The organism is Rhodococcus parequi (assembly GCF_046042785.1).
Lineage (GTDB): Bacteria > Actinomycetota > Actinomycetes > Mycobacteriales > Mycobacteriaceae > Prescottella > Prescottella parequi.
Genome location: NZ_JBDLNV010000002.1, coordinates 721,139 through 744,909, shown reverse-complemented (window position 1 = coordinate 744,909; position 23,771 = coordinate 721,139). Strand labels below are relative to the sequence as shown.

Below are 23,771 nucleotides of genomic sequence, written 5' to 3'. Positions count from 1 at the left end.
CCACGGTTCTCCACAGCGATTACACCTTATACACATACCTATCCACAGGTGTTAATCCTTTGGGTTTGGTGTCTCGAGTTACCCCTGGAAACACGACATCCGCACGGCGTGAACCGTGCGGATGCGGGGTGTGCGGGACGACCGGGGGTCAACTCTTGGAGCGCTGCTTGATGCGCGCGGTGAGTTCCTGGACCTGGTCGTACACCTTGCGCCGCTCGGTCATCTCCTTGCGGATCTTCTTGTCCGCGTACATGACGGTGGTGTGGTCCCGGCCGAACGTCTGCCCGATCTTGGGCAGCGACAGATCCGTCAGCTCGCGGCACAGGTACATCGCGATCTGACGGGCCTGCGCGAGCGGACGGGCCTTTCCGGGGCCGCACAGGTCGTCTATCGAGGTGTTGAAGTACTCCGCGGTGACGGCCATGATCGTCGCCGCGTTGATCTCGAGTGCGGCCGAATCGGGCATCAGGTCGCGCAGCACCACCTCGGCGAGCTTGAGGTCGAGCGCCTGGCGGTTCAGCGAGGCGAACGCGGTCACACGGATCAGCGCACCCTCGAGTTCGCGGATGTTGCGTTCGATGCGGCTGGCGATCAACTCGAGGACGTCGTGCGGGACGTCCAGACGATCCATCCGCGCCTTCTTCGACAGGATGGCGATGCGCGTCTCGAGCTCCGGCGGCTGGACGTCGGTGATCAGGCCCCACTCGAAGCGCGTCCGCAGACGCTCCTCGAGCGTGGCCAACTGCTTGGGCGGGCGGTCCGACGACACCACGATCTGCTTGTTCGCGTTGTGGAGGGTGTTGAAGGTGTGGAAGAACTCTTCCTGGATACCTTCCTTGCCCTCGATGAACTGGATGTCGTCGACGAGCAGGATGTCGGTCTCGCGGTAGCGGCGCTTGAACGCGACCTTGCGGTCGTCACGAAGACTGTTGATGAAGTCGTTCGTGAACTCCTCGGTCGAGACGTACTTGACGCGCATCCCGGGGAACAGTCGCTGCGCGTAGTGGCCGGCCGCGTGCAGCAAATGGGTCTTGCCGAGGCCGGACGCACCCCAGATGAACAGCGGATTGTAGGCCCGCGCGGGGGCCTCGGCGATCGCGACGGCGGCGGCGTGAGCGAAGCGGTTCGACGCGCCGATGACGAACGTGTCGAACGTGTACTTGGCGTTGAGGCTGTTCCCGCCCGACGACGAGGTCGTGGTGCTGGCCGGTGGTTTCGTGAAGTACGACGGCCACGACTCGTGGACGCTCGCGAGCGCCTCCCGGTCGTCGTCGACCTCCTCGTGCTCGGCCAGGTCGGTGGCCACGGACTCGGCCGCGCCCATCGCGAGGTGCCGGCGGCGCACGGGGCCGGCACCGTTGTCGAGATAACTCGAGTCCGCGAAGTCGCGTTCGGTGTCTTCACCTGCCGCGGTGTCGGCGGGTTCGCCGACGCGATCGTCGGACGGGGCCGCGATCCGCACGCCGAGACCCTCGACCTTCTGGCCGAGATGACGGTTGAGGGCCCGCAGGATCGGCTCTCGCAGATCGCGCTCGATCGCTTCCTGGGCCAGGGGTGACGGCACCGACAGCAGCGCGAAACCCTGCGCATACGTCAGGGGCCTGACCAGGGCGAGCCACGCCTTCTGGGCCTTCGTCAGCTTGGGGCTGTCGGTGGCGTCGGAGGTCAGTTCTGCAACGACGTCGCGCCAGACATTCGCCAAGGCGTTCGGATCGTCGTTCACTCTGTGTCCTCCCCATCTGCGGGTCTGCTCGGCAGGTTGCCGTGGTTGTCTGTTGAGCTCCCCCGGGTGAGGCTGAACCCCTGAACTGCTGGGCACCGAATATGCCACCTGATCACTGTTTCCACACAATTATCCACAGATGTGGACAACGCTCGAGTGTGGCCCCGGCGACGGAAAGTGTGGATCCGTGCCGGGTCCTCGAGGCTCTCACCAGGTGGAATGGATTCCGGGGAGGCGGTGCGCCTACCTGCGCGTGCTCGGACTCGGGCCGCGGGCCGGGGTGTTAGATGTCTTACAGTCCTGCTTCTCGAGCATTGCGCGATCGCGCAGCCGGCTCCGTCCGGTTCTCGAGACGTGCGGGCACTTCGACAGAACCATGCACGGACGGTAACAACCGATAGGTCGGTTCACAGCGATTCGATGGATTCGGGCGCCCGAATCTCACACGCGCTGCGCGTCGCGCAAGCCGGCACCGACCCCGGTTTGACCTCGCCTGCGGTGGTCAGTACCCTCGAACAGTCACCCGATGGTGAAGGATGCGCGCTGACTCCAGGTCGGTGCCCCGGATGCCGTGAGTGGCCCCCGGATTTTCCAGTGAAATGTTAGACCGACGCCGACCGGCGTCACCGATCTTCGAGGAGTGTTGACCGTGGCCAAGGGCAAGCGGACGTTCCAGCCGAACAATCGCCGCCGCGCGCGCGTTCACGGCTTCCGTCTTCGTATGCGGACCCGTGCGGGTCGTGCAATCGTTTCGGCGCGTCGCCGTAAGGGCCGCGGCGAGCTCACCGCCTGATTCGATCCTGACTTCAGGAGCTCGGGGTGTTACCTGAGCCGTACCGCCTGCGTCGCCGCGCGGATTTCTCCGCGACGGTGCGCGGCGGGCGTCGTATGGGTAGACGGGATCTGGTCGTCCATGCTCTCGAGCGCGGTGCGACCGACACCCTGGTGAGTTTCGGCGGGCCCCGTTTCGGGCTCGTCGTCAGCAAGGCTGTCGGACCGGCGGTGATTCGTCATCGAGTCGCCCGCCGGTTTCGTCATATCTGCGCCGGTCTGGTCGACACGCTCCCCGTCGACACCGACGTGGTGATTCGCGCGTTGCCGGGATCGGCGACCGCAACTTCCCGGGAACTCGACAAACAGCTGCGATCGGTCCTGCGACGGATGGATCTGCTGACTGACGAAGGCAAGCCGGCATGAGTAGCGAACACGATGAGGCGCGGACCGAGCCCGGTCCGCGCTCGTCGTCGTTTCTCGGCACTGTGTGGACCACGCTGCGAAGCTTTCCCGCGCGGGTCCTGATCTTCCTCATCGAGCTGTACCGAACATACGTGTCCCCACTCCGCCTGCCGACCTGTCGGTTCACACCGACGTGCAGCGAGTACGCGGTCGACGCGATGCGAACTCACGGTGCGATCAAAGGCTCGGCACTGACTGTCGTGCGGCTCGCGAAGTGCGCGCCCTGGCACCCTGGTGGATGGGATCCCGTCCCGGAACGACGCGGACGGCACATCCACTATGTGAGCCAGGAATGACGCGTCCCGCTCGCCCGGAACTTGCCCAACTCCACGGCGCGGTGAACGTGGACGAACAGAGGAGTGCTTAGAGTCGTGCTCGACTTCATCTACTATCCGGTGTCTTGGATCCTCTGGGTCTGGCACAAGGTGTTCGGTGCCGTACTCGGCCCGGACAACGGCTTCGCCTGGGCGCTGGCCGTCATGTTCCTCGTCTTCACGCTGCGTGCCATCCTGTACAAGCCGTTCGTGAAGCAGGTGCGCACCACCCGGCAGATGCAGGAGCTGCAGCCGCAGATCAAGGCGCTGCAGAAGAAGTACTCCAAGGACCGCCAGCGCATGGCGCTGGAGATGCAGAAGCTCCAGAAGGAGCACGGCTTCAACCCGGTCATGGGCTGCCTGCCGGTGCTGCTGCAGGCCCCCGTGTTCATCGGCCTGTTCCACGTCCTGCGCTCGTTCAACCGGACCGGCACGGGCATGGGCCAGCTGGGCATGACGCCGGAGCAGAATGCCGCGATCGGCAACTACGCGTTCAGCCCGGACGACGTCCAGTCCTTCCTGAGCGCCCGTCTGTTCGGCGCGCCGATCTCGGCTGCCATCACCACCCCGCAGGCGCAGCTCGAGGCGTTCGGCCTGTACGGCACGGTCCCGACGGTGCTGAACATCGCGGCAGTGGCGATTCCGCTGATGGTCATCGCGTCCGTCGCCACCCACTTCAACTCGCGCGCCTCGGTGGCCCGTCAGAGTGCGGCCGCTGCCGCGAACCCGCAGTCGGCGATCATGAACAAGCTCGCCCTGTGGGTCTTCCCGCTCGGCGTGCTCGTCGGTGGTCCGTTCCTGATGATTGCGATCCTCCTGTACTGGGTCTCGAACAACATCTGGACCTACGCGCAGCAGCACATCGTCTTCCGCCGCATCGATGCCGAGGAAGCAGCCAAGAAGCAGGCCGTGATCGAGCGTCGGGCCGACAACGCGCCCAAGCCCGGAGCGCGCCCCAAGCTCGACAAGAAGAAGACGTCCGCGCAGCAGCCCTCCCCCGTCGTGGACGCGGAGTCCGAGGACGCCGACTCGACGGACGACACGGAGAGCAGTGCGGGCTCGGGTGGAGGTGCGGCCGGTAACCGGCCCAAGCCGAAACCGCGGCCGGCCGCGAACCGTCCCAAGAGCAACAAGCGCAAGCGGCGCTGACCTCGAGAAGAGAGAACGACGATGACCAGTGAGCAGGACATCGCCCGGGAGGGTGAGGACAGGGAGAACACGGACGTGGTAGTCGAGACTCCCGATGTGGCCACCGACGGCGAGGACGACCTGATCGAGGAAGGCGAGATCGCCGGCGACTACCTCGAGCAGCTGCTCGACGTCCTGGACTACGACGGCGACATCGATCTCGACGTCGAGGGCGACCGCGCGATCGTGAGCATCGACGGCGGCGACGATCTGGCGAAGCTCGTCGGCCGCAAGGGCGAGGTCCTGGACGCGCTGCAGGAGCTGACGCGACTCGCTGTGCAGCAGTCCACCGGCGTCCGCAGCCGCCTGATGCTGGACGTCGCGGGATGGCGTGCCGGTCGTCGCGCGGAGCTCTCCGCGCTGGGCAAGGAGGCTGCCGAGCGTGTGCTGGAGACCGGTGAGCGCGAGTCGCTCACCCCGATGACGCCGTTCGAGCGCAAGATCGTCCACGACGCCGTCGCCAAGGTCGACGGTGTGTCGAGTGAGAGCGAGGGCGCCGAGCCCAACCGCCGCGTCGTCGTGCTCAAGGACTGACGCAGCGGGCGCGCCCGTACGCGAAAGGGCCGTGATTCCCCTCCGGGAGTCGCGGCCCTTTTCTCTTGTTGTGTGGTGGTGGGTTGGGGAGGATGTTTCACGTGGAACTGGTTGATGAGCAGTGGGATGTTGTCGGTGCGGTGGCTCGGGTGTTCGGTGAGCGGGGGTCGTTGGCGGAGGCGTATCACGCGTCGTTGGCGTCGGATGGTGTGGTGCGGGGGTTGATCGGTCCGCGGGAGGTGCCGCGGTTGTGGACGCGGCATGTGCTCAATTGTGGTGTGTTGGGTGAGTTGGTGGGGGCGGGTGAGTCGGTGGTGGATGTGGGTTCGGGTGCGGGGTTGCCGGGGATTCCGTTGGCGATTGCGCGTCCGGATGTGCGGGTGACGTTGGTGGAGCCGTTGTTGCGGCGTTCGGTGTACCTGCAGGAATTCGTGGAGTCGGTGGGTCTGTCGAACGTCACCGTGGTTCGCGGCCGTGCGGAACAGGAAGGCGTCGTCAAGGAGGTCGGCGGTGCGGATGTGGTGACGTCGCGGGCGGTGGCGCCGCTGGAGAAGTTGGCGCGGTGGTCGCTGCCGTTGGTGCGGGTGGGTGGTCGGATGCTGGCGTTGAAGGGTTCGAGTGCGGCGGAGGAGATTTCCCGTGACCGCGCGGTGTTGGCTCGTTTGGGCGCCGGGAAGCTCGAGGTGCTCGAATGCGGCGGGAACGTGTTGCCGGTGCCGACGATCGTGGTGAGCGCCGAACGCGTTGCGCACCATCGTCATCGCGGTCAGCGCCGCTGAATCCCCGGACCCCGGGCCCCTCCCCTCCCCCACCGCCGGTTCGGTCGTGGCGGGATCAACCACCCACGAACGGCGCGACGAACACGCACGGTACGGGCCGCGGATGCTCCGGATCCAGGGCGTTGAGCACATGGCCGGCCGTGACGCGGGATGCCAAGAGCGCGATGTGGTCCGAGTAATCCTGCGAACATCCGTCCTGAACCACGATGTTCGTCGCGTTGGGGCCCTCGACGTACCCACTGGTGTACGGCCAGATGCCTTCGTCGTGGCGGGTCATGATGTTGGTATAGGTGACTTCCGGCGCGTACAGGCCGCCCTCGTGCAGTTTCGCGATGAACTGCGACGCGGGCAGGAACTGGGGACACGCCTGGCAGAACGGCAGCACACCGCGGGCATCGTCGGTGCCGAGACCGAGAATCGTTGCGCCGCCGTCCGGTCCGGTGAGGGCACTGCCGTTCCACGCCGGACCGAGTGAAATGTACTTGTCTACCTTGGCCGCGCCGCCGAGATATTTGACGAAGTAGTTGGGCACGACCGATCCCTGCGAGACACCCAGGATGTCCACGCGTGCCGCGCCGGTCGCCGCGAGCACCTCGTCCACGAAGGCGCCGATCTGGACTGCGCTGTCTTCCGCGCGGATCATTCCCCCGATCGCGCTGATCGGGTACGGCTGGTCTGCGTAGTTCCCGAAGGTCGGCGCGAAGACACAGTAGCCCTCGTTGGCGAGCAACGGTGCAAATGTGGTCCAGTTGTTGAGTCGATTGCCGGCAGTGCCGTGCACGAGCACCACGGGGTTCGGGTGTTCCGCGGTCGGCGTGCACTCCCAGTCGTTGGATCCGGCCGCGGATCCGCCGGAGTTGGTGAACTCGTCCTGAACGAAAAGGAAGTAGGGAACCGGGTACGGCTGTCGCGCGCTGGCCGCCGCGGGGGCCGTTCCGACGGTGACGACGGATGCGACGAGCGTAAGCGCCGCCGCGATCACGATCTGCCATCCGCGCGGTTGCTGAGTGATTGTCATCGTGTCTGCCCCCTCGAATGACCCCGGTTTGAACGAAACAGTACGGGTCAGGCGGTTTCTCGGAGGGGATTCGGAAGATCGAGTCGTCGAGAAACCGAATCCTGTTGCACGACACAGTGAAACGATACGGCCGTGCCTGATGTACCGACGACGTCGCCTGCCCGCTCGTGGACGTCCGGTTATTTCGTCACTGTGACAGCAAAAGTCGGCGTTGAGGTCCGTCCTGCTCGCGTCGGGTGTAGTGACTGATCCGACGTCGGACTGTTTCACGTGAATCAACGCGGGTGGCCCTCCCCTCCCCTACGCCGGGAGGGGGTGTCCCGGATCGCGCGCGTCGAGAATGTGGCCGGCCGCGACGCTGGAGGCGATGAGCGCGAGATGGTGGAGCGGTCCTGCGAAGACAGCACGGTGACGCGGAGGGGCCGTGACGCCCAGGCGTGCAACGCGCCCCGGGCACTTTCGTGAGAAGCGTCGAGTCGTGCAGGGTCCGCGCGCATTCATTGCAGAACGGGGCGAGCCGGTATGCGTCGTCGGTACCTGGTCGATCAGGCAACGCCCGCCACTCTCGACCCTCCCCACGGCGCCGATCGGGCCGGGCCTGCCGGTGTTGATCCGATCGGCACTCGTGTCGGGTACGAGCCCAACATGGTCGGGGTTGTCGACGGCCGGCTTGCGCGACGGGGCAACGGATCCGGTCGCCGCCCCCTGGCGTCGTGCTGGGCGCCTCCGCCCCCGCCTCCACCTCCGTTCCGGAGTGATTCTCATCGTCCGCACGTCGAACCGCGGGCCCCCGGCTGACCGAAACGCTACACACCTAGGTCCCCCGCGGGCCCTTTCGGGCGATCTGCGGTATCTCACATGAATATTGTTGCGCAGCAAGGGAATACCTGATTCGAGCAGATCGGAAGGTGTGCGCCTGTCGTACACCCACCCTGGAGTACCGGGCGATTTCGTCACTGTGACAATCAGCCCGACATTCTGGGCGACGGAGCCGCTGGCGGGGGTCATGATCGACCGTTCGCAGACGCCCGAGGGGTGCCGAGGAGCGACCGTTTCACGTGAAACGGATCCTCGACCGGCAGATGGGGTTCCACGTGAAACATCCCGCGGCCACTCCCCCGCTGAATCGGATGACACCTGCGGTGAGTGCCTCCCATCCGAATACCCCCGCCCGGGTTTGTTGTGTGGTGGTGGGTTGGGGAGGATGTTTCACGTGGAACTGGTTGATGAGCAGTGGGATGTTGTCGGTGCGGTGGCTCGGGTGTTCGGTGAGCGGGGGTCGTTGGCGGAGGCGTATCACGCGTCGTTGGCGTCGGATGGTGTGGTGCGGGGGTTGATCGGTCCGCGGGAGGTGCCGCGGTTGTGGACGCGGCATGTGCTCAATTGTGGTGTGTTGGGTGAGTTGGTGGGGGCGGGGGAGTCGGTGGTGGATGTGGGTTCGGGTGCGGGGTTGCCGGGGATTCCGTTGGCGATTGCGCGTCCGGATGTGCGGGTGACGTTGGTGGAGCCGTTGTTGCGGCGTTCGGTATACCTGCAAGAGGTGGTCGACTCCCTCACGCTCGACAACGTGACCGTCGTGCGTGGGCGGGCCGAGGAGCCCGGCGTCGTCAAGGAGGTCGGCGGTGCGGATGTGGTGACGTCGCGGGCGGTGGCGCCGCTGGAGAAGTTGGCGCGGTGGTCGCTGCCGTTGGTGCGGGTGGGTGGTCGGATGCTGGCGTTGAAGGGTTCGAGTGCGGCGGAGGAGATTTCCCGCGACCGCGCTTCCCTTGCGCGACTCGGGGCTGGCAAGCTGGACGTCGTCGAGTGTGGTGGCGAAGCACTGCCGGTGCCGACGATCGTGGTGAGCGCGGAGCGTGTCGCCCAACACGGTCGCCGGCACCGCTGAGTTGCAAGCTTTCGAGGGCTCGAGGGTTGAGAATTACCCCATGAGTGGTCATCAAGTGAAGGAGCAGTAGATGTCGGCTGGATCGGAGTCCGCCGTTTCACGGGAAACGGTTTCACGTGAAACCGCCGCCTCGCCCGACGACGCCGCGAACGGCGACGGCGGCGAAGGCTATGCCCACTCCCCCTATTCCGGGATCTCCCTCGCGGACACACCGATCGGGGCAGCGGCGCAGCGGGCGAGTCAGGTGCTGCATCCGGGTTCGGTCAGTCTGCCGCGGCCGCCCGCTCGCCGCGTCTTCACGATCGCGAATCAGAAGGGCGGCGTCGGCAAGACGACGTCGACGGTGAACCTCGCGTCGGCCCTGGCGATCCAGGGACTCACCGTCCTGGTCGTCGACCTCGACCCCCAGGGCAACGCGAGTACCGCGCTCGGCGTTCCGCACACGTCCGGGACGCCGTCGAGCTACGAGTTGCTCATCGGCGAGGTGACGGCGAAGGAGGCGATCCAGCAGAGCCCGCACAACGAGCGACTCTTCTGCATCCCCGCGACGATCGATCTCGCCGGTGCCGAGATCGAACTCGTATCGATGGTGGCGCGCGAGAACCGCCTCAAGAATGCGCTGTCCGAGAAGGCCCTGGCCGACATCGACGTCGACTTCATCCTCATCGACTGCCCGCCGTCCCTCGGCCTGCTGACGGTCAACGCGATGGTCGCGGCCAAGGAGGTGCTGATCCCGATCCAATGCGAGTACTACGCACTCGAAGGCGTCGGCCAGTTGCTCCGCAACATCGAACTCGTCCAGGCGCACCTCAACCCCGACCTGCACGTGTCGACCGTCCTGCTGACGATGTACGACGCGCGCACCAAGCTGGCGGACCAGGTCGCCGAGGAGGTGCGCAAGCACTTCGGAGACGTGGTGCTGCGGGCGGTCATTCCGCGCAGCGTCAAGGTGTCCGAGGCTCCCGGCTACGGGATGACGGTTCTCGACTACGACCCGGGTTCGAGGGGGGCGATGAGCTATCTCGACGCCGGCCGCGAACTCGCGGCGCGCGGCATGTCCACCAACACTCAGGAGCAGTGAGATGGCGCAGACACGCAAAGGTGGCCTCGGACGTGGGCTCGCCGCACTGATCCCCACCGGCCCCGCGGGCGGCGGCCCGGGGCTCGGGACCGCCGCGGCGGACGTCATCATCGGCACCTCCGCACCGGCCGTCGATAACACGACCGAGACGGTGGCCGAGACCCCTGCTCCGGCCAAGGCGGCCAAGCCCGCCAAGAAGGCCCCCGCGAAGGCCGCGTCGAAGGGCGCCAAGTCCGACGACGTGGTGGCCAGCGCACCCACGCCGACGCCCGCGGTCCGCACCGACGAGGACCCCCTCTCCCCCACCGGCGCGGTCTACCACGAGATCCCGCCGCTGCAGATCGAGCCCAACCCCAAGCAGCCGCGTAGCGTCTTCGACGAGGAGGCACTCGGCGAGCTGGTGCACTCGATCCGCGAGTTCGGCCTGATGCAGCCGATCGTGGTGCGGCGGATCGGGCCGGAGCAGTACCAGCTCGTGATGGGTGAGCGCCGCTGGCGGGCCAGCCAGCTCGCCGGGCTCGAGACGATCCCCGCGATCGTCCGTGAGACCACCGACGACTCCATGCTCCGCGACGCGCTGTTGGAGAACATTCACCGGGTGCAGCTCAACCCGCTCGAAGAGGCTGCCGCGTACCAGCAGTTGCTCGAGGAGTTCGAGGTCACCCACGAGGAGCTGGCGTCCCGGATCGGACGCTCGCGTCCCGTCGTGACGAACATGATTCGACTCCTCAAGCTGCCGATCCCGGTGCAGCGTCGGGTCGCGGCGGGTGTGCTGTCCGCCGGGCACGCGCGGGCACTGCTGTCGCTCGAGGCCGGCGCCGACGCGCAGGAGGTGCTCGCCGCGAGGATCGTCGCGGAGGGCATGTCGGTCCGCGCCACCGAGGAAGCGGTCATGCTCGCCAACCGCGAGGGCCCCTCCCCTACCCCATCGGTGAAGCGTAAGCCGATCCAGATGCCGGGCCTGCAGGACGTCGCCGAGCGGTTGTCGAATTCGTTCGACACCCGGGTCACGGTGAGCCTCGGCAAGCGCAAGGGCAAGATCACGGTGGAGTTCGGCTCGGTGGACGACCTCGAGCGGATCGTGAAGATGATGGAGCAGCAGGCCGGAAACTGACGCAGCTGTGGCGCCCGCCGGCAGTATCGTCACAGTGACGGAACGGGTCGGGGTGGGCGGTCGGCATCCCGACACGGCGATGTCGGGCCCGGGCCGCCGGACGGGCGTACGGCACGAAATTCGGCGGAGGTCACTGGCGCGCCGACGGCGGAACTATCCCCTATTCTGGAAGGGATAGTTCCGTCGAGGCGGGTGAATCTCCCCGAGTGGTCTGGAGGCTGGGGGCATGGAGGCTGGCGTACACGGTGTCGACTAGCGTCACGTCTCTCACCCTCGACGGTCTCGACAAACTGTCCTCACACGCCCGGCGATGCGTCTTCTGGGAGATCGATCCCGCCGCGGTCCGCGCGGCGCGCGATACCGGCAACTTCTACGATCCCGAGTTCGAGAAGGAAGCATGGCTGTCGATGGTCATGCTCGAATGGGGATCCTGCGGTCAGGTGGCCCTCGTCGACGACAAGCCGGCCGGGTGCGCGCTGTACGCACCGCCGAGCATGGTTCCGCGTGCCGACCTGTTCCCCTCCTCCCCCGTCAGTGCCGACGCGGTGCTGCTCACCACGATGCGTCTCGAACCCATCGGCGACGAGCACGGTCTCGGCGCGACGCTGATCCAGGCCGCCGTCGGTGATCTCGTGCGACGCGGTGTGCGCGCACTCGAAGCGTTCGGCATCCGGGGGGAATCGACCAGCGACGTGCCGTCCGCGACCGCGGCCCTGGAGTGTTCCCCGCAGGAGTGCATGATCAGCGCGGACTTCCTCGAGGACGTCGGCTTCGAGGTGGTCGCACCGCACCACCGGTTCCCGCGGCTGCGCCTCGAACTCGATCGCGATCACCTGTGGAAGGCCGACGTCGAGGCGGCGCTGGACCGCCTGCTGGAGAGCGCGGCCCTGTCCATGCTCGATATCGGCGAGAAAAGCCCTGTAGCGGCTCGCTAGAGGGCTTTTCGGGCGTCCCGGGTGGTGTGCCGGACGGTTGGCGAACCGGGCCGGCGGGGAATCAGCGCGCCTGCGGTGCGCTCGACAGTTCCTCGGCGAGCAGCTCGGCGAACGTGAACGTGCCCGTCGGGGCGTCGTCCTGGCCCAGCAGATACAGACGCTTGACGGCGATGAGGACGGCCTCGGCGATCGTGTCCCGCGAGCGCGGATCCGTGAGCACCTTGATGTCGGATTCGTTTGTGAGATAACCGATGTCGACCTGAACGGTGGGCATCTTGGTGAGCCGCAACAGTTCCCACGTACGACCGTGAGTCCTGCAGTCCCGCAACGGAGTTCGCGCAACGATCTCGCGCTGGATGAATCCGGTGAGGATCTGGCCGATCATCGACGTGGAACCGTGCGAGTTGCCGAAGTGGTAGCTGGCCACGCCGCTCGCGGCGGGGCTGGAGTGGCTGTCGCAGCGCAGCGCGATCATCAGGTCCGCGTCGAACCCGTTGGACGTCTCGGCGCGATCGGCCTCGCTGGGATTGGCGTGCTGGGGCCGGGACAGGAACGTCTCCATCCCGGTCGCGGCCATCCGGCCCTCGAGCCGGCTCGCGAGATCCCACAGGATGTCGGCTTCGCTCATCGGGCCGTTCGGGGTCTGCACGATCAGCCCGGTGTCGGCGCCGCCCAGTCCGGGATCGATGACGATGCGCTTGCCGCTCAGCTGCGGGCCGGAGCGGCGGACCAGCTCCTCCTCGCTGATCGCGTGGGGCGAACCGCCGGAGACCCGGGTGCCGAGCAACTCCAGCGAGCGCAGCGTCGCCGGACCACAGATGCCGTCGGCGGCGATGCCGATCTCGCGCTGGAACGAGCTGAGCGCCTCGTGGGTCTGCGGCCCGAAGTAGCCGTCGACGCGTCCGACGTAGAAACCGAGGTCCTGCAGGCGCGTCTGCAGCGCCGCGACGTCGTCGCCGTACAGCGGCGCGGACAGCTGGTAGATGAGGGTACGGGCGCCGAGCCGGTACGACGCCTCCTTGAGGGAGCGGTACGTCGCCGGGCCCACGATGCCGTCTACGAGCAGTCCACGTTGCTGCTGGAACGCCCGGACGGCGGAGTCGAGGTGGTGGTCGAACATCGCGTCGGGGGACACCCAGTGCGAGCCGTTGACGGACTCACGGTGCGTCTCGGCCACCCCGTTGTGGAGGAAACCCAGGCCGGTCAAGGTACCCCGAATCTCGGCGACGGCGGGGCCGTGATCGCCGTGACGGAGTAGCTGCATGCTCGCGGGCCTTTCGTTGCGCGGACGTTTGTCGATTCTTTCAGACGGCGCTCGGCCCCGGAAATCTGCTCAGGCCACAGTGTGACAAGACTGTGGTGCCGGTCTGGTCACACTGTGGCCCGGCAAAGGGTCCAACGGGTCGAACGGGGCGCGTCAGAGGACGTCGGCGAGGTCCTTGAGGAGAGCAGCCTTGCCCTTCGCGCCGACGATGGTCTTCACGGCCTTACCGCCCTGGAAGAGGATCATCGTCGGGATCGACATGACCTGGAAATCGCGGGCCGCGCCCGGGTTCTGGTCGATGTCGAGCTTCGCGACCGTGAGCTTGTCGCCGTGCTCGCCGGCGATCTCCTCCAGGACCGGCGCCACCATCTTGCAGGGGCCGCACCAGGTGGCCCAGAAGTCGACGAGCACGGGCTTCTCGGAGTCGAGAACCTCCTGCTTGAAGGAGTCGTCGTTGATCGTGATGGTGTTCGCCACAGAATCCTCCTGGGATCCGATCCGGTTGGGTGAGGGTGGGGCAGGTCAGGCGTCGACGGCGACGGGCTCGCCCGCGGCGGCGAGGGTGTTCTCGGTGATGTCGCCCTGCTCGGACAGCCAGCGCTCGGCGTCGATCGCGGCGGAACAGCCGGTGCCGGCCGCGGTGATCGCCTGACGGTAGGTGTGGTCGACCAGGTCACCGGCCGCGAAGACGCCCTCGGCGGAGGTGGCGGTGGTCGGCGACTGCACCGTGACGTAGCCGGCGCCGTCGACGTCCACCTGGCCCTTGACGAGCTCGCTGCGCGGGTCGTGGCCGATCGCGACGAACATGCCGGTCACGTCGAGCGTGGACTGCTCGCCGGTGACGGTGTCGCGGATCACGAGGCCGGTGACGCTGTTCTCGCCGAGCACCTCGACCGGCTCGGCGTTGGTGACGAAGCGGATCTTCTCGTTCGCCTTGGCGCGCTCGAGCATGATCCGGGACGCACGGAACTCTTCGCGACGGTGCACCAGGGTGACGGTGCGCGCGAACTTGGTCAGGAAGGTGGCCTCCTCCATTGCAGAGTCGCCACCGCCGACCACGACGATGTCCTGGTCGCGGAAGAAGAAGCCGTCACAGGTGGCGCAGGCACTGACGCCGCGACCGAGGAGCTTCTCCTCGCCGGGGATGCCGAGGTAACGGGCGGCGGCACCCATCGCGAGGATGACGGCGCGCGCGTAGTAGGTCTCGCCGTTCGCGACGACCTTCTTGACCGGCCCGTCGAGCTCGATCTCCTCGACGTCCTCGGTGCGGATGTCCGCGCCGAAACGCTTGGCCTGCTCGCGCATCTCGTCCATGAGATCGGGGCCCATGATGCCCTCGCGGAAGCCGGGGAAGTTCTCCACCTCGGTGGTGGTCATCAGCGAGCCGCCGAACTGGGTGCCCTCGAAGAGCAGGGGCTCGAGCTCCGCACGGGCGGCGTACACACCGGCCGTGTACCCGGCGGGTCCGGAGCCGACGATGATGAGGTCACGGACCGTGGTCGGAGTAGTCATGCGGGCCTTTCCTGTCTGTCCTGCGCTGCGATGGTTCACGTGCTCACACGGATCTGCCGGGGACGGCACGGTTCGCGGAGTCGGTCAGGTCAACAACAGATTAGTGGGTGTTGTTCCCCGCGGGGCTGCGCCGCGGCGGGACCCCGGTGTCGAACGTTTCACGTGGAACCAGGGGTGTGGACCGCGTCATAGGGCGCGGTCCGCGTTCAGTCGGCCCGCCGGACGAGGTCGGTGACGTACGGGCGGACGAGGTCTGCGGCGGTACGGCGGACGAGTTCGAGGTCCTCGCCGCGCTCGACCTGCCGGGTCGCGGCGTGCAGCACCGCGTTGATCAGTTCGGACATGCCCGCGACGTCCTCCGCGCCCAGCTCGCGCAACGCGTCGGCCAGCGGGGTGTAGAGGTCCTCGTGCAGCGCGCGGCTCCGGGCGTCGATCTCGGGGCCGGGTGCGAGCTGCGTGAGGGCGGTCGCGATGGCATGCTCGCCCTCGGCGACGAGGACGAGGTTGGCGTCGATGTAGGCCAGCACCCGACGATCGGGGCCGTCGACCTCGGCCATGGCCTCGGCGACGCGGGCGGACCACCGGGGAAAGGCGTCCTCGATCAGCGCCTCGAGCAGGTGCTGCCGGGACTTGAAGTACTGGTACATGCTCGACCGCGCGAGCCCGGCCCGGGCGGCGACCTCACCGAACGACGGGATGTCGGTGGCCCCCTCGGCGAGAACCTCACGCGCAGCGTCGAGAAGGGCACGTTGCTGGGCGGCTCGATGCTCACCGACGGTGGGTGCATTGATCCGCGGCACGTGCCCTCCTCTCGCTGGGGTGTTCCGGACTACCGGGGCGTGAGCCGGCCGTCCGTCATCTCGACCACGCGGTCGCAATAGTCGAGGACATCGTAGTCATGGGTCACCATGACGGTCCCGACCCTCGATTCCCGGGTCTCGCGGGCCAGCAGCTGCACGATCTCGTGGCTGCGGGCCCGGTCGAGGGCCGCGGTGGGCTCGTCGACGAGCAGCAGCGACGGCGTCGACACCAGTGCACGGGCGATGCCCACCCGCTGACGCTCACCGCCCGAGAGCTGGTCGGGGCGGCGGTCGGCCTTGTGGCCCAGTCCCACCTGCTCGAGCAGTGCGAGCGGGTCGCGGAAGGTGCGGCCCTTGGTGCTGCCGAGGTGCGACACCAGGCGCAGCTGGTCGGCGGCGGTGAGCGACGGGATCAGGTTGCCGCTCTGGAAGACGAACCCGATCTGCTCGAGCCGGAACTTCGCCGCCTCGGCCTTCTTCATCGTCAGCAGGTCGCGGCCGCCGACGCGGACGGTGCCCGAGTCGGGGGCGGTGAGCGCGCCGGCGACGGCCAGCAGGCTCGACTTGCCCGAGCCCGACGGCCCGACGACGGCCACCATCTCGCCGGGGCGGACGGTCAGGCTCACCCCGTCGAGTGCGGTCACGGTCTGCTCGCCGTCGCCCAGGAGCAGGTCGGCGTCGACGATCTCGAGGGCGGCGGTGTCGACGCGGGTGTCCGAGCCTGTGGTCATGGCAGAAGTCCTTCCGGAATCGTTCCGGGCGCTCATCGCTGGCCTCCCAGCGCGTTCAACGGGTTGACGGAGGCGATCCGGACGATCGCGATCGCAGCACCGACCAGGCCGAGGACCATCAGCAGGACGGCTGCGACGGCCACCGCGCCGGGCTCGAGCAGGAACGGCACTCCCCCGCCGATCAGCGACCCGAAGCCGTAGCCGACCGCGGCGCCGACGGCGACCGAGCCGAGCAGCAGGATGAACGCCTGCGCCAGGCCGTCGCGCAGCAGGTAGCCGGTGGAGGCCCCCATCGCGCGCATGACGGCGATCTCGTGCTTGCGCTGGATCGTCCACACGGTGAAGAACGCGCCGACGACGAGTGCGGAGATCGCGTACAGGAACACCTTGATGAGGTTGAGCGTCATGGTCTCGGCGCTGTAGCCGGGCGACGACGCGAACGAGTCCTCGAGCGCGACAGTGGACGTCCCGGCGGCGGCGTCCCCGGCCGCGTAGTCGAGCGTCGCGCCGGGCTCGGTCTTCAGCGCGACCGCGGTGGCCTCCGTCATCGACTGGGCGGGGACGGGTTCACCCGGGCGCACCCCCGAATGCAGCTGGCGCCACATCTCGATCGGCAGGTATGCGACGTCGACGTGGCCGAACGTCTGCTTACCCTCGGTGATGCCGACGATCTTCAGTTCGGTGCCGAGACGATCGATCGTGACGGTGTCGCCGAGTGCGACGCCCTCGTCGAGCGCGCTCTTGCTGACGACGATGCCGTTCGGCTCGCTCAGTCCCGTGCCCTGGCCCGCGGTCGGCGCGAGGAACGAGTCGACCGGGACGCCGAACAGGGCGAGGTCGACCGGGACGTCCTTGTCGTTGTGGGCGTTGACGAGCATGTTGCCGAACGGCGCAGCCTCTTCGACGCCGGGCTGCTGACGCCACGCGTCGACCTGCTCGTCGGTGACGACGCTGCGTGAGAACGCCGAGTCGGTCTTGGTGCCCTCGTTGAAGGCGAATCCGTCGACGGGCGTGGCCTTCAGGCCGGAGACGCCGTCCTCCACGAGGCCGGAGGACAGGCCGGACAGCAGCACCATCAGCACGGAGATGAGCGCGATGACACCACCCATCAGGCCGAATCTGGAACGCGCGAACCGTAGCTCCCGCAGGGCGAGGAACATTCTCGAACTCCTGGGTCGGTGATGTGGGATGACAACCGCCCGCGATGCTCGACGAATCGATATCTTCCCGACGGCCTGTCGGCAAATATACCAACGCCGTGTCGGGAAGAGTCGTGACGTTCCTCTCCCCGCTCAGCGACCGCGACTCGCACGGCCGTTCTCCCTGCCGTGTCGTGCAATGAGGGAACCACTGGTCTCGTAAAACGAGAGGATGGCGCAACGGGGTGTCCGTGGCCGACAATTCGAGGCGATGAGTGCACACGTGAACGGCAGTTCCGTCCAGTCCGGACGGCCCCGGGACCCGAGAATCGACGCCGAGGTCCTCGACGCGACTCGCGACATGCTCGTGGAGGTCGGCTGGGACCAGTTGAGCCTGCGCGCGATCGCGACCCGTGCGGGGGTCAGTCGGGCGGCACTGTCGCGGCGCTGGCCGTCCAAGGCGCACCTGGTGCTGGACTCGATCCTGGGGTCGACTCCCGACCTCGCGCCGTTCGAGGGCACCGACCGGGCCGGCTGGATCGACTGGGTGGTCGCCGGTAGCGCGCAGATCTTCTCGCGCCCCGACGTCCGGGCCGCCGCGCCGGGCCTGCTGGCCGCCCTGCGAGACCACGACGACCTCCGAAAGGCGTTGTGGCAGGGGTTCAGTGGTCCCGCCGCCGAGCTCTTCGCGGCGCACGCGGGTCCGGGTGAATCGGAGGAGGCGCGGCAGCGGGATCTGCTCGACGCCAAGGCGGTACTGGTGATGGCCGCGGGGGCGGCGCTGTTCTCGAGCCTGGTGGTGGGTGACGACGCCACCCCCGAGCTGCGCGCCCGCATCCTCGAGCTGCTCGCTCCGGTCGCCGAACGAGGCGCGTCCGAGGCTGAAAGATAGTTCTGCTCAGCCGATTTCGGTTCTGTTGATCAGGTCGGGGTGCGTCGCGTCGCATCCGGCGCCGACGACCAGCGCCACCAGGGCGGGCGGGGTGGGACCCGCGACCAGGAGCAGCACGGCATCCGCGCCCTGGAATCGCACGGCACGCGTACCCAGGACGGGCCGGGTCGCACCGACACCGATGGCCGCCAGACAGGCCGACTGCACGTCGGGTCGCGCGAGCGCACCGGCGTCGTCGGGCGTGGACTCCGCGTCTCTCACCAGGGCGAGGAGCTGCCCGCGATCCATCTCGCCGGTCAGCTCGGCACGCGCGGGTGCGACGTCGGGCGGCGTCGTGGTGGCCGACGCGACCACCTCGGGCGCCGTCGAGTCGGAACGGTCGATCCCGGTGAGTGCGAACACCACTGCCAGGGCTGCTGCCGTCGCCGCGGCAGCGACGCCGAGCCATGCCGTCCGCCGTCGCCTGGCGGTCGCGTCGGCCAGCGACACGACGGCGGTACCGGAACTCGGAACGTCCAACCCCAGGGACGAATTGATGCGTGCGGCGATCTCGGGAGGAATGGGCGTCTCGACGCTGTGATCGCGGCCCGCCTCGGCGAGACGCGCACTGACCGCGTCCAGCGCGTCGAGCACGGCCACGGCCTCGGGGTCCTGCCGGACCAGCGGCCACAGCTTTTCGCTCACGGAGTGGGGCAGGACGCCGGCGTGCAGGTCGGCGAGCAGGTCGGTGGAGAACGGGGGGCCGAGAACGTCGTCGCCGTCGTGGAGCGTCATCTCACCTCCTACCCGCAGTTTCCGGGACACGATTGTGTCTTCAATCTGTTCTGACGCGGGGGAATCAAGATCGGTTCCCTACATCGCGCAAGTATTCCAAATGAGCTGCGAGCTTCGTACGCGCTCGCGCGCACCTGCTCTTGACGGTCCCCTCGGGCACCCCGAGCCGCCGAGCGGCCTCGGCAACCGAGTAGCCCTCCATGTCGACGGCCACGATCGCCGCCCGCTGATCGGGCGAGAGTCGCTGCAGCGCCTGGTCGACGAGGATCGACGTCTCCCGCTCGGAGATACGATCGCGGTCGTCGCCGGGATCCTCCGCGTCGTCGGTCGACAGCGACACCGTCTGCCGCACCCGGTTGCGCCGGATCCGGTCGAGACACGCGTTGACGACGATCGTGTGCAGCCAGCTGCGCACGGCCGCGTCCTCCCGGAACGAGCCCGCCGTCCGATGGGCCGACAGCAGCGCTTCCTGCAGCGCGTCCGCGGCGTCCTCGACGGTGTAACTCGTTCTCCTCGCAACATGCCAGAGATGGTCGTAGTGCCGGCTCAGCAACTCCGCGAACGCGCCCCCATCACCCGACGCGTGCGCTGCCAAGAGTTCCGAATCCGACAGACCAGCTTTGGCGACCCCCCTGAAGATTCGCACCGGCGGATGCTAGCTGATCAGTTGCCGGTCACACCGTGCCGGATCGGGTCGGACGGTATGTCAGGACGCTGCGGTGAACGAGACCTCGGCGATCCCGGACTGGTTCTTTCCGCTCGTCGCGCTCAGATCCGTGATCCACACGAGGACGTTCTTGGTGGCACCCTCCGCGGTGAGTGGGATTTCCGTCACACCGTCCTTCAGGGTCGCGTTCCCGATGACGCGCGTCTGGTCCAGCGACGTGTTCGGGGACGGCGCGGTGCGGATCTCCACCTGTGTGCCCGGGGTGGGCGAGGTGATCTGCATGCTGGTCAGCTTCGCCGCGTCGGGCAGCGTCACCATCAGTCCCACGCCGTTCTTGAGCGCCGGGAACGGCTGGAAGTACGCATCGGTGTTCCACACCGTCGCCGGGTTGCCGTCGATCGCCATGCCCGCGTTCGCGGCGTTGTCCGGCGTGCCCTGCGGCGAGAACACGGCGGCGTTCACGGGCCGGACCGGCGTGGTCGCGGACGGTGGTGCGGACGGCGATGCCTCCGACGACGACTCCGGAGCCACGGCGGACGTCGTCAGGCCCAGGTTCTGCTTGTTGAGCGGCTCGTCGGAGTTGCCGCCCGTCAGCATGCTCACGAGCCACCACCCGATCAGCGCCAGCACCACCACGGTCAGCACACCGAGGGAGACGAGCGCGATGAGCGTGCGGTCGGACTTCTGCTTCTCGGCGGCCACGGTCTCGGGGTCCTCCGGAAGCGCGTGTCCGGAGCTGCCGGGTACCCGTTGGCCCAGGCGCAGGGCCGGCATGAGGTCGGTCTTCTGGTCGACGACCGTCGCCTGGTCGAGGATGTGCTGCACCGTTCCGGCGGCGCGGATTCCGCTGTCGCCACCGAGCGCGCGGGCCGCCACCGCGGAGATCTCGAACGGCACGTCCGGGCGCACCTCGCGCGGCTCGACCGGACGGCCGGACGCGTCGCGATCGGCCGGAAGCATCGCGTCGCCGTCGTCGGACCGGTTGCCCGGGCCGTCGAGCGGCCAGCGATCGGTGATGAGCGCGTACAGCATCGCACCGAGTCCGCGCACGTCGGAGGCGGGGTCGGCGTCGGACAGTGTGCCGGGGAACGCGAGGACGGCGTCGCCGGCGGCACTGATCCGGATGCGGTCGGGGTCGTCGACGGACAGCGCACTGCCGCCGCGGTGTGCCGCCTCCGCCGCACCCGCGAGGGCGCGGACGGCGCGGGCGGCACCGATCGGGGACGGCTGGGTGGACGCCATCTCCTTGAGCGACCGGCCCGGTGTCCACTCGGCGACGACGATGCCGCCCGAGGATCCACGGACCACGTCGAGCACGCGGGCGAGGCCGGGCGAATTGATGCGTCCCAGACGCAGCGTGCGCGACAGGATCGCCTGCGGACCGTCGGGGCCGGTCGCGGCCGGACCCTCGGCCTGCTGGTCGGCGTCCACGAACGTCAGCGCCACCTCGCGGTCGAGCTTGATGTCGAGGGCCTGCCAGAACTGCAGTCCGCGCGCACCACCGTGCGGTGCGAGCAGCCGGTAGCGGCCGCCGGCGACGGACGCGCCCGGCACCAGCTGCGGTCCGCGCAGCGGACGGCGGGATTCCGGGACCGCACCGGTCACGCGCAGCGGCGGAAGCTGCGGCGAGCCGATCGGGAACACACCCGTGTCGACGTTGAGATCGCGGGCGCGGCGCCGTCGATCGGAGATCCGCTCGGCGTCGTCCGACTGTGGATCCGAGTCCGGCGAATCGGAAGCGTCTGCTGCCGAGTCGAGTTCGTTCGAAGCGGTTGCGCCGGACTGCTCGTCCGGCGAATCCGCCGAAGCTGCACCGGCATTGACCACCTTGGTGGTGCCGTCCTCGACGTCGGTGGACGTACCGTTGCGCTTGTCGGCACCGTCGTCGTCGCTCACACTCGCTCCTTCAATGAACTCGTCGGGAATGTAATCCGCGCCGACGTAGGCCTCGCTGCGTCCAGGGTACGGGAGACCATCTGGCCTATCGAGGGACCGTGGAAGGTCCCGGACAACCGGAATCAGTTCGGTATCAGCCTCGTACGGCCGCGGGGCTGCGGCGGTGTCCTCGTCCGATCCGGCTCCGCGTCCACGCAGCGCCGACACCTTGCGGCCCACCGCGACGGTGACGGCCATGACTTCCGGCACCTTCGCCAGCCACATCAGGACGAACGTGACGACCAACATGATCGCGCCGGTGAGCGCGACGCGGACCATCGCGCCGGGGCCGCCGAACGAGTCGGACAGCTTCTCGAGCCCGAGCAGCTTGTCGGCCGCGAACATCGCGACAGCGCCGGCCGCGGACGCGAGCAGCACCAGCCACACCGTCTTGCCGACGTTCGCCATCCTCAGGTCGCCGAGGCTGCGGTGCAGCAGGAAGCCGCCGATGAACGCGCCCGCGATGAACGCGACACCGTTGGCGGCACCGAGCAGGATCACCACCTGCTGGTTGTTCGCGGCGACGAGCGGGGTCAGCGCCGACAGTGCGATCTTCACGCCGGTGATGCCGAGGATGATCCACGTCGGGGTCCACGCCTGCTCGCGGGCGTAGAAGACGCGCAGGTGGATCAGCACCAGCGAGTACGGGATGAGCGTGAACGCCGACCAGCTGACCGCCTCGCCGAGCCGCTCGGCGTTGCCGGCGCCGAAGTTGCCGTAGCCGTACAGCGCGTGGCCCACCTGGGGACCCGCGAACGTCAGGAACGTGATGACCGGGATGAGCGCGATCATCGTCAGGCGGGTGGCCACCGACAGGTCGTCGACCACGGCGGGGGTGTCGTCGGCTGCCGCGTTCCGGCTCAGCCGCGGCATGATCGCCGTCAGGACGGTCACACCGAGGACGCCGTACGGCAGCTGCAGCAGCAGCCACGCGTTGTTGTAGATCGCCGGTCCGGCCTCGTCGGCGTGCGCCGAAACGCGGGTCGCGAACACCATGCCGGCCTGACTGATCAGCACGTACAGCACGATCGCGACGGCCATGCCGCCGAACTGCTTGAGCCGGTCGTCGAGCCCCCACAGCGGGCGCAGCGAGATGCCGTTGCGCTTGATCGCCGGAATGAGGCTGACCGCCTGCGTCACGACACCCGCCGTCACGCCCAGTCCGAGCAGCAACAGGTGCGGGTCGCTGATCCGGACCGGGTCGAGCGAGATATCCCCCGGGATCAGCCAGTACGCGGCGAGGATGCCGAGTACCACCATGTTGTTCAGGACCGGCGCCCATGCGCCCGGTTTGAAGTCTTGGCGCGTGTTGAGAATCGCCGTGAGCAGCGCCGACATGCCGTAGAACAGGATCGCCGGCAGCAGCAGGAAACACAGCGCCGTGGTGAGCGCGGTGTTGACCTCGCCGTCGTCCGGCAGGAAGACCTGGGTCGTGAGGATCGGCGCGGCCGCGGTAGCGAACAGGGCGGCCGTGCCCAGCAGGGCCAGGGCGGCCGTGAAGAGTCTTCGGACGAACGCCGCACCCTGGTCCGGGTCCTCCCGTTCGGCCCGGACCAGCACGGGGACGACGATCGCGGTGAGCACCGCACCGAGCACCAGCTCGGAGATCATGTTCGGGATCTGGCTGGCGACCGTGAAGGCACTGGCCACGGCCGGGCCGAGCGCGGTCAGCAGCAGCAACTGCTTGAGGAACCCGGTCATGCGGCTGATCAGGGTCGCGATCGCGATCGATCCTGTGGCCGCCAGAAGGCCCTTCTGCTGCTTCTTGGCCGTCGGCTCCGACGGCTGCTCGGGTTCCTTCTCGACCGCCGGCCGCGGCTGGGCCGGTCGGGGAACGGCCTGTGTTGCGGCCGCGCGCGGCGGCATCGGCATCGGGCGGGGCCCGCCCTGGGGCTGCGGGCGTCGCATGCCCGGCGGCACAGGACGCGGTCCCCCGGGCGGCATCGGACGCGGACCCGCGGGCTGACCGGGTCGCTGCGGTCCGGGTGGAACAGGTCGCTGGGCTCCGGGCTGAACAGCTCGCTGGGCTCCGGGCTGAACGGGTCGCTGCGCTCCGGGGGGCACCGGACGCGGTGCGCCCGGCATCGGGCGCGGCGGCACCCGGCGAGGCGCACCCGGCGGGACCGGGCCGTTCTGCGGCGGCGGTACCGGGCGTCGGACGGGCTGCTCGGGGGAGCGGCGATCGGAGCCGGGTCCGCGGTTCCACGGTTCCGGCCGCGCCGACGACCGAGCGCCCTCGTCGCGAGAGTT

Annotated in this window: 22 protein-coding genes; 11 read left to right on the top strand and 11 right to left on the bottom strand. The window is 68.2% G+C overall.

Translation table 11 applies throughout. The annotated features are described in order from the left end of the window. Window positions 1–148 precede the first annotated feature (148 nt). Entirely contained in the window at window positions 149–1,723 is a 1,575-nt protein-coding gene (gene dnaA / locus ABEU20_RS07665; RefSeq protein ID WP_420163791.1) for a chromosomal replication initiator protein DnaA, read from the bottom strand. 649 nt (window positions 1,724–2,372) lie between these two features. On the opposite strand from dnaA, the gene rpmH reads away from it, so the two are divergent. The 6 genes from rpmH to rsmG (ABEU20_RS07635) all read left to right on the top strand — a co-directional run bounded on the left by rpmH (window position 2,373) and on the right by rsmG (ABEU20_RS07635) (window position 5,774). Then, a complete protein-coding gene (gene rpmH / locus ABEU20_RS07660; RefSeq protein ID WP_081880771.1) occupies window positions 2,373–2,516 on the top strand; it encodes a 50S ribosomal protein L34 in 144 nt (47 codons plus the stop codon). 26 nt (window positions 2,517–2,542) lie between these two features. After that, entirely contained in the window at window positions 2,543–2,920 is a 378-nt protein-coding gene (gene rnpA / locus ABEU20_RS07655) for a ribonuclease P protein component (protein ID WP_420163790.1), read from the top strand. Next, a complete protein-coding gene (gene yidD / locus ABEU20_RS07650; protein WP_420163789.1) occupies window positions 2,917–3,255 on the top strand; it encodes a membrane protein insertion efficiency factor YidD in 339 nt (112 codons plus the stop codon). Before rnpA ends, yidD begins: the two co-directional genes overlap by 4 nt. A gap of 75 nt (window positions 3,256–3,330) precedes the next feature. Beyond that, complete coding sequence (gene yidC / locus ABEU20_RS07645; protein ID WP_420163788.1) at window positions 3,331–4,422, top strand: membrane protein insertase YidC; 1,092 nt, start codon at window positions 3,331–3,333, stop codon at window positions 4,420–4,422. A gap of 21 nt (window positions 4,423–4,443) precedes the next feature. Next, window positions 4,444–4,995, top strand: a complete 552-nt coding sequence (locus ABEU20_RS07640) for a Jag family protein (protein WP_420163787.1) — start codon at window positions 4,444–4,446, stop codon at window positions 4,993–4,995. Window positions 4,996–5,087: 92 nt separating this feature from the next. Beyond that, window positions 5,088–5,774, top strand: a complete 687-nt coding sequence (rsmG, locus tag ABEU20_RS07635) for a 16S rRNA (guanine(527)-N(7))-methyltransferase RsmG (RefSeq protein WP_420163786.1) — start codon at window positions 5,088–5,090, stop codon at window positions 5,772–5,774. Window positions 5,775–5,829: 55 nt separating this feature from the next. Here rsmG (ABEU20_RS07635) and ABEU20_RS07630 read toward each other — a convergent pair whose 3' ends face one another. Continuing rightward, a complete protein-coding gene (locus ABEU20_RS07630; protein WP_420163785.1) occupies window positions 5,830–6,792 on the bottom strand; it encodes an esterase/lipase family protein in 963 nt (320 codons plus the stop codon). Between the two features lie 1,204 nt (window positions 6,793–7,996). On the opposite strand from ABEU20_RS07630, the gene rsmG (ABEU20_RS07625) reads away from it, so the two are divergent. From rsmG (ABEU20_RS07625) to ABEU20_RS07610, 4 genes are all read left to right on the top strand, one after another. Further along, window positions 7,997–8,677, top strand: coding sequence for a 16S rRNA (guanine(527)-N(7))-methyltransferase RsmG (gene rsmG, locus ABEU20_RS07625; RefSeq protein ID WP_420163784.1), 681 nt, complete (start codon window positions 7,997–7,999; stop codon window positions 8,675–8,677). 70 nt (window positions 8,678–8,747) lie between these two features. Continuing rightward, window positions 8,748–9,758, top strand: coding sequence for a ParA family protein (locus ABEU20_RS07620; protein ID WP_420163783.1), 1,011 nt, complete (start codon window positions 8,748–8,750; stop codon window positions 9,756–9,758). Window position 9,759: 1 nt separating this feature from the next. Further along, a complete protein-coding gene (locus tag ABEU20_RS07615; RefSeq protein ID WP_420163782.1) occupies window positions 9,760–10,872 on the top strand; it encodes a ParB/RepB/Spo0J family partition protein in 1,113 nt (370 codons plus the stop codon). A 245-nt stretch (window positions 10,873–11,117) separates the two neighbouring features. After that, entirely contained in the window at window positions 11,118–11,807 is a 690-nt protein-coding gene (locus ABEU20_RS07610) for a GNAT family N-acetyltransferase (protein ID WP_420163781.1), read from the top strand. A gap of 61 nt (window positions 11,808–11,868) precedes the next feature. Here the strand turns inward: ABEU20_RS07610 and ABEU20_RS07605 are convergent, their stop codons facing one another. From ABEU20_RS07605 to ABEU20_RS07580, 6 genes are all read right to left on the bottom strand, one after another. Continuing rightward, a complete protein-coding gene (locus ABEU20_RS07605) occupies window positions 11,869–13,071 on the bottom strand; it encodes an N-acetylmuramoyl-L-alanine amidase (RefSeq protein ID WP_420163780.1) in 1,203 nt (400 codons plus the stop codon). Window positions 13,072–13,224: 153 nt separating this feature from the next. Next, entirely contained in the window at window positions 13,225–13,548 is a 324-nt protein-coding gene (gene trxA, locus ABEU20_RS07600) for a thioredoxin (protein ID WP_420163779.1), read from the bottom strand. A 45-nt stretch (window positions 13,549–13,593) separates the two neighbouring features. After that, window positions 13,594–14,583 carry a thioredoxin-disulfide reductase gene (gene trxB, locus ABEU20_RS07595; protein WP_420163778.1) on the bottom strand — a complete coding sequence of 330 codons (990 nt, stop codon included), beginning with the start codon at window positions 14,581–14,583 and terminating at the stop codon, window positions 13,594–13,596. A 206-nt stretch (window positions 14,584–14,789) separates the two neighbouring features. After that, window positions 14,790–15,383 carry a TetR/AcrR family transcriptional regulator gene (locus ABEU20_RS07590; RefSeq protein WP_420163777.1) on the bottom strand — a complete coding sequence of 198 codons (594 nt, stop codon included), beginning with the start codon at window positions 15,381–15,383 and terminating at the stop codon, window positions 14,790–14,792. 29 nt (window positions 15,384–15,412) lie between these two features. Next, window positions 15,413–16,114 (bottom strand): ABC transporter ATP-binding protein, encoded by a 702-nt coding sequence (locus ABEU20_RS07585; RefSeq protein ID WP_420163776.1) that lies wholly within the window; start codon window positions 16,112–16,114, stop codon window positions 15,413–15,415. Between the two features lie 32 nt (window positions 16,115–16,146). Next, on the bottom strand, window positions 16,147–17,274 hold the full coding sequence (locus ABEU20_RS07580) for an ABC transporter permease (protein ID WP_420163775.1): 1,128 nt from the start codon (window positions 17,272–17,274) through the stop codon (window positions 16,147–16,149). A 250-nt stretch (window positions 17,275–17,524) separates the two neighbouring features. On the opposite strand from ABEU20_RS07580, the gene ABEU20_RS07575 reads away from it, so the two are divergent. Next, a complete protein-coding gene (locus tag ABEU20_RS07575) occupies window positions 17,525–18,145 on the top strand; it encodes a helix-turn-helix domain-containing protein (RefSeq protein WP_420163774.1) in 621 nt (206 codons plus the stop codon). Window positions 18,146–18,151: 6 nt separating this feature from the next. Here ABEU20_RS07575 and ABEU20_RS07570 read toward each other — a convergent pair whose 3' ends face one another. From ABEU20_RS07570 to ABEU20_RS07560, 3 genes are all read right to left on the bottom strand, one after another. Beyond that, window positions 18,152–18,919 (bottom strand): hypothetical protein, encoded by a 768-nt coding sequence (locus tag ABEU20_RS07570; RefSeq protein ID WP_420163773.1) that lies wholly within the window; start codon window positions 18,917–18,919, stop codon window positions 18,152–18,154. Between the two features lie 64 nt (window positions 18,920–18,983). After that, window positions 18,984–19,565 (bottom strand): RNA polymerase sigma factor SigM, encoded by a 582-nt coding sequence (sigM, locus tag ABEU20_RS07565; protein WP_420163772.1) that lies wholly within the window; start codon window positions 19,563–19,565, stop codon window positions 18,984–18,986. Window positions 19,566–19,625: 60 nt separating this feature from the next. Further along, window positions 19,626–23,387, bottom strand: coding sequence for a murein biosynthesis integral membrane protein MurJ (locus ABEU20_RS07560; protein ID WP_420163927.1), 3,762 nt, complete (start codon window positions 23,385–23,387; stop codon window positions 19,626–19,628). Between the last annotated feature and the right edge of the window lie 384 nt (window positions 23,388–23,771).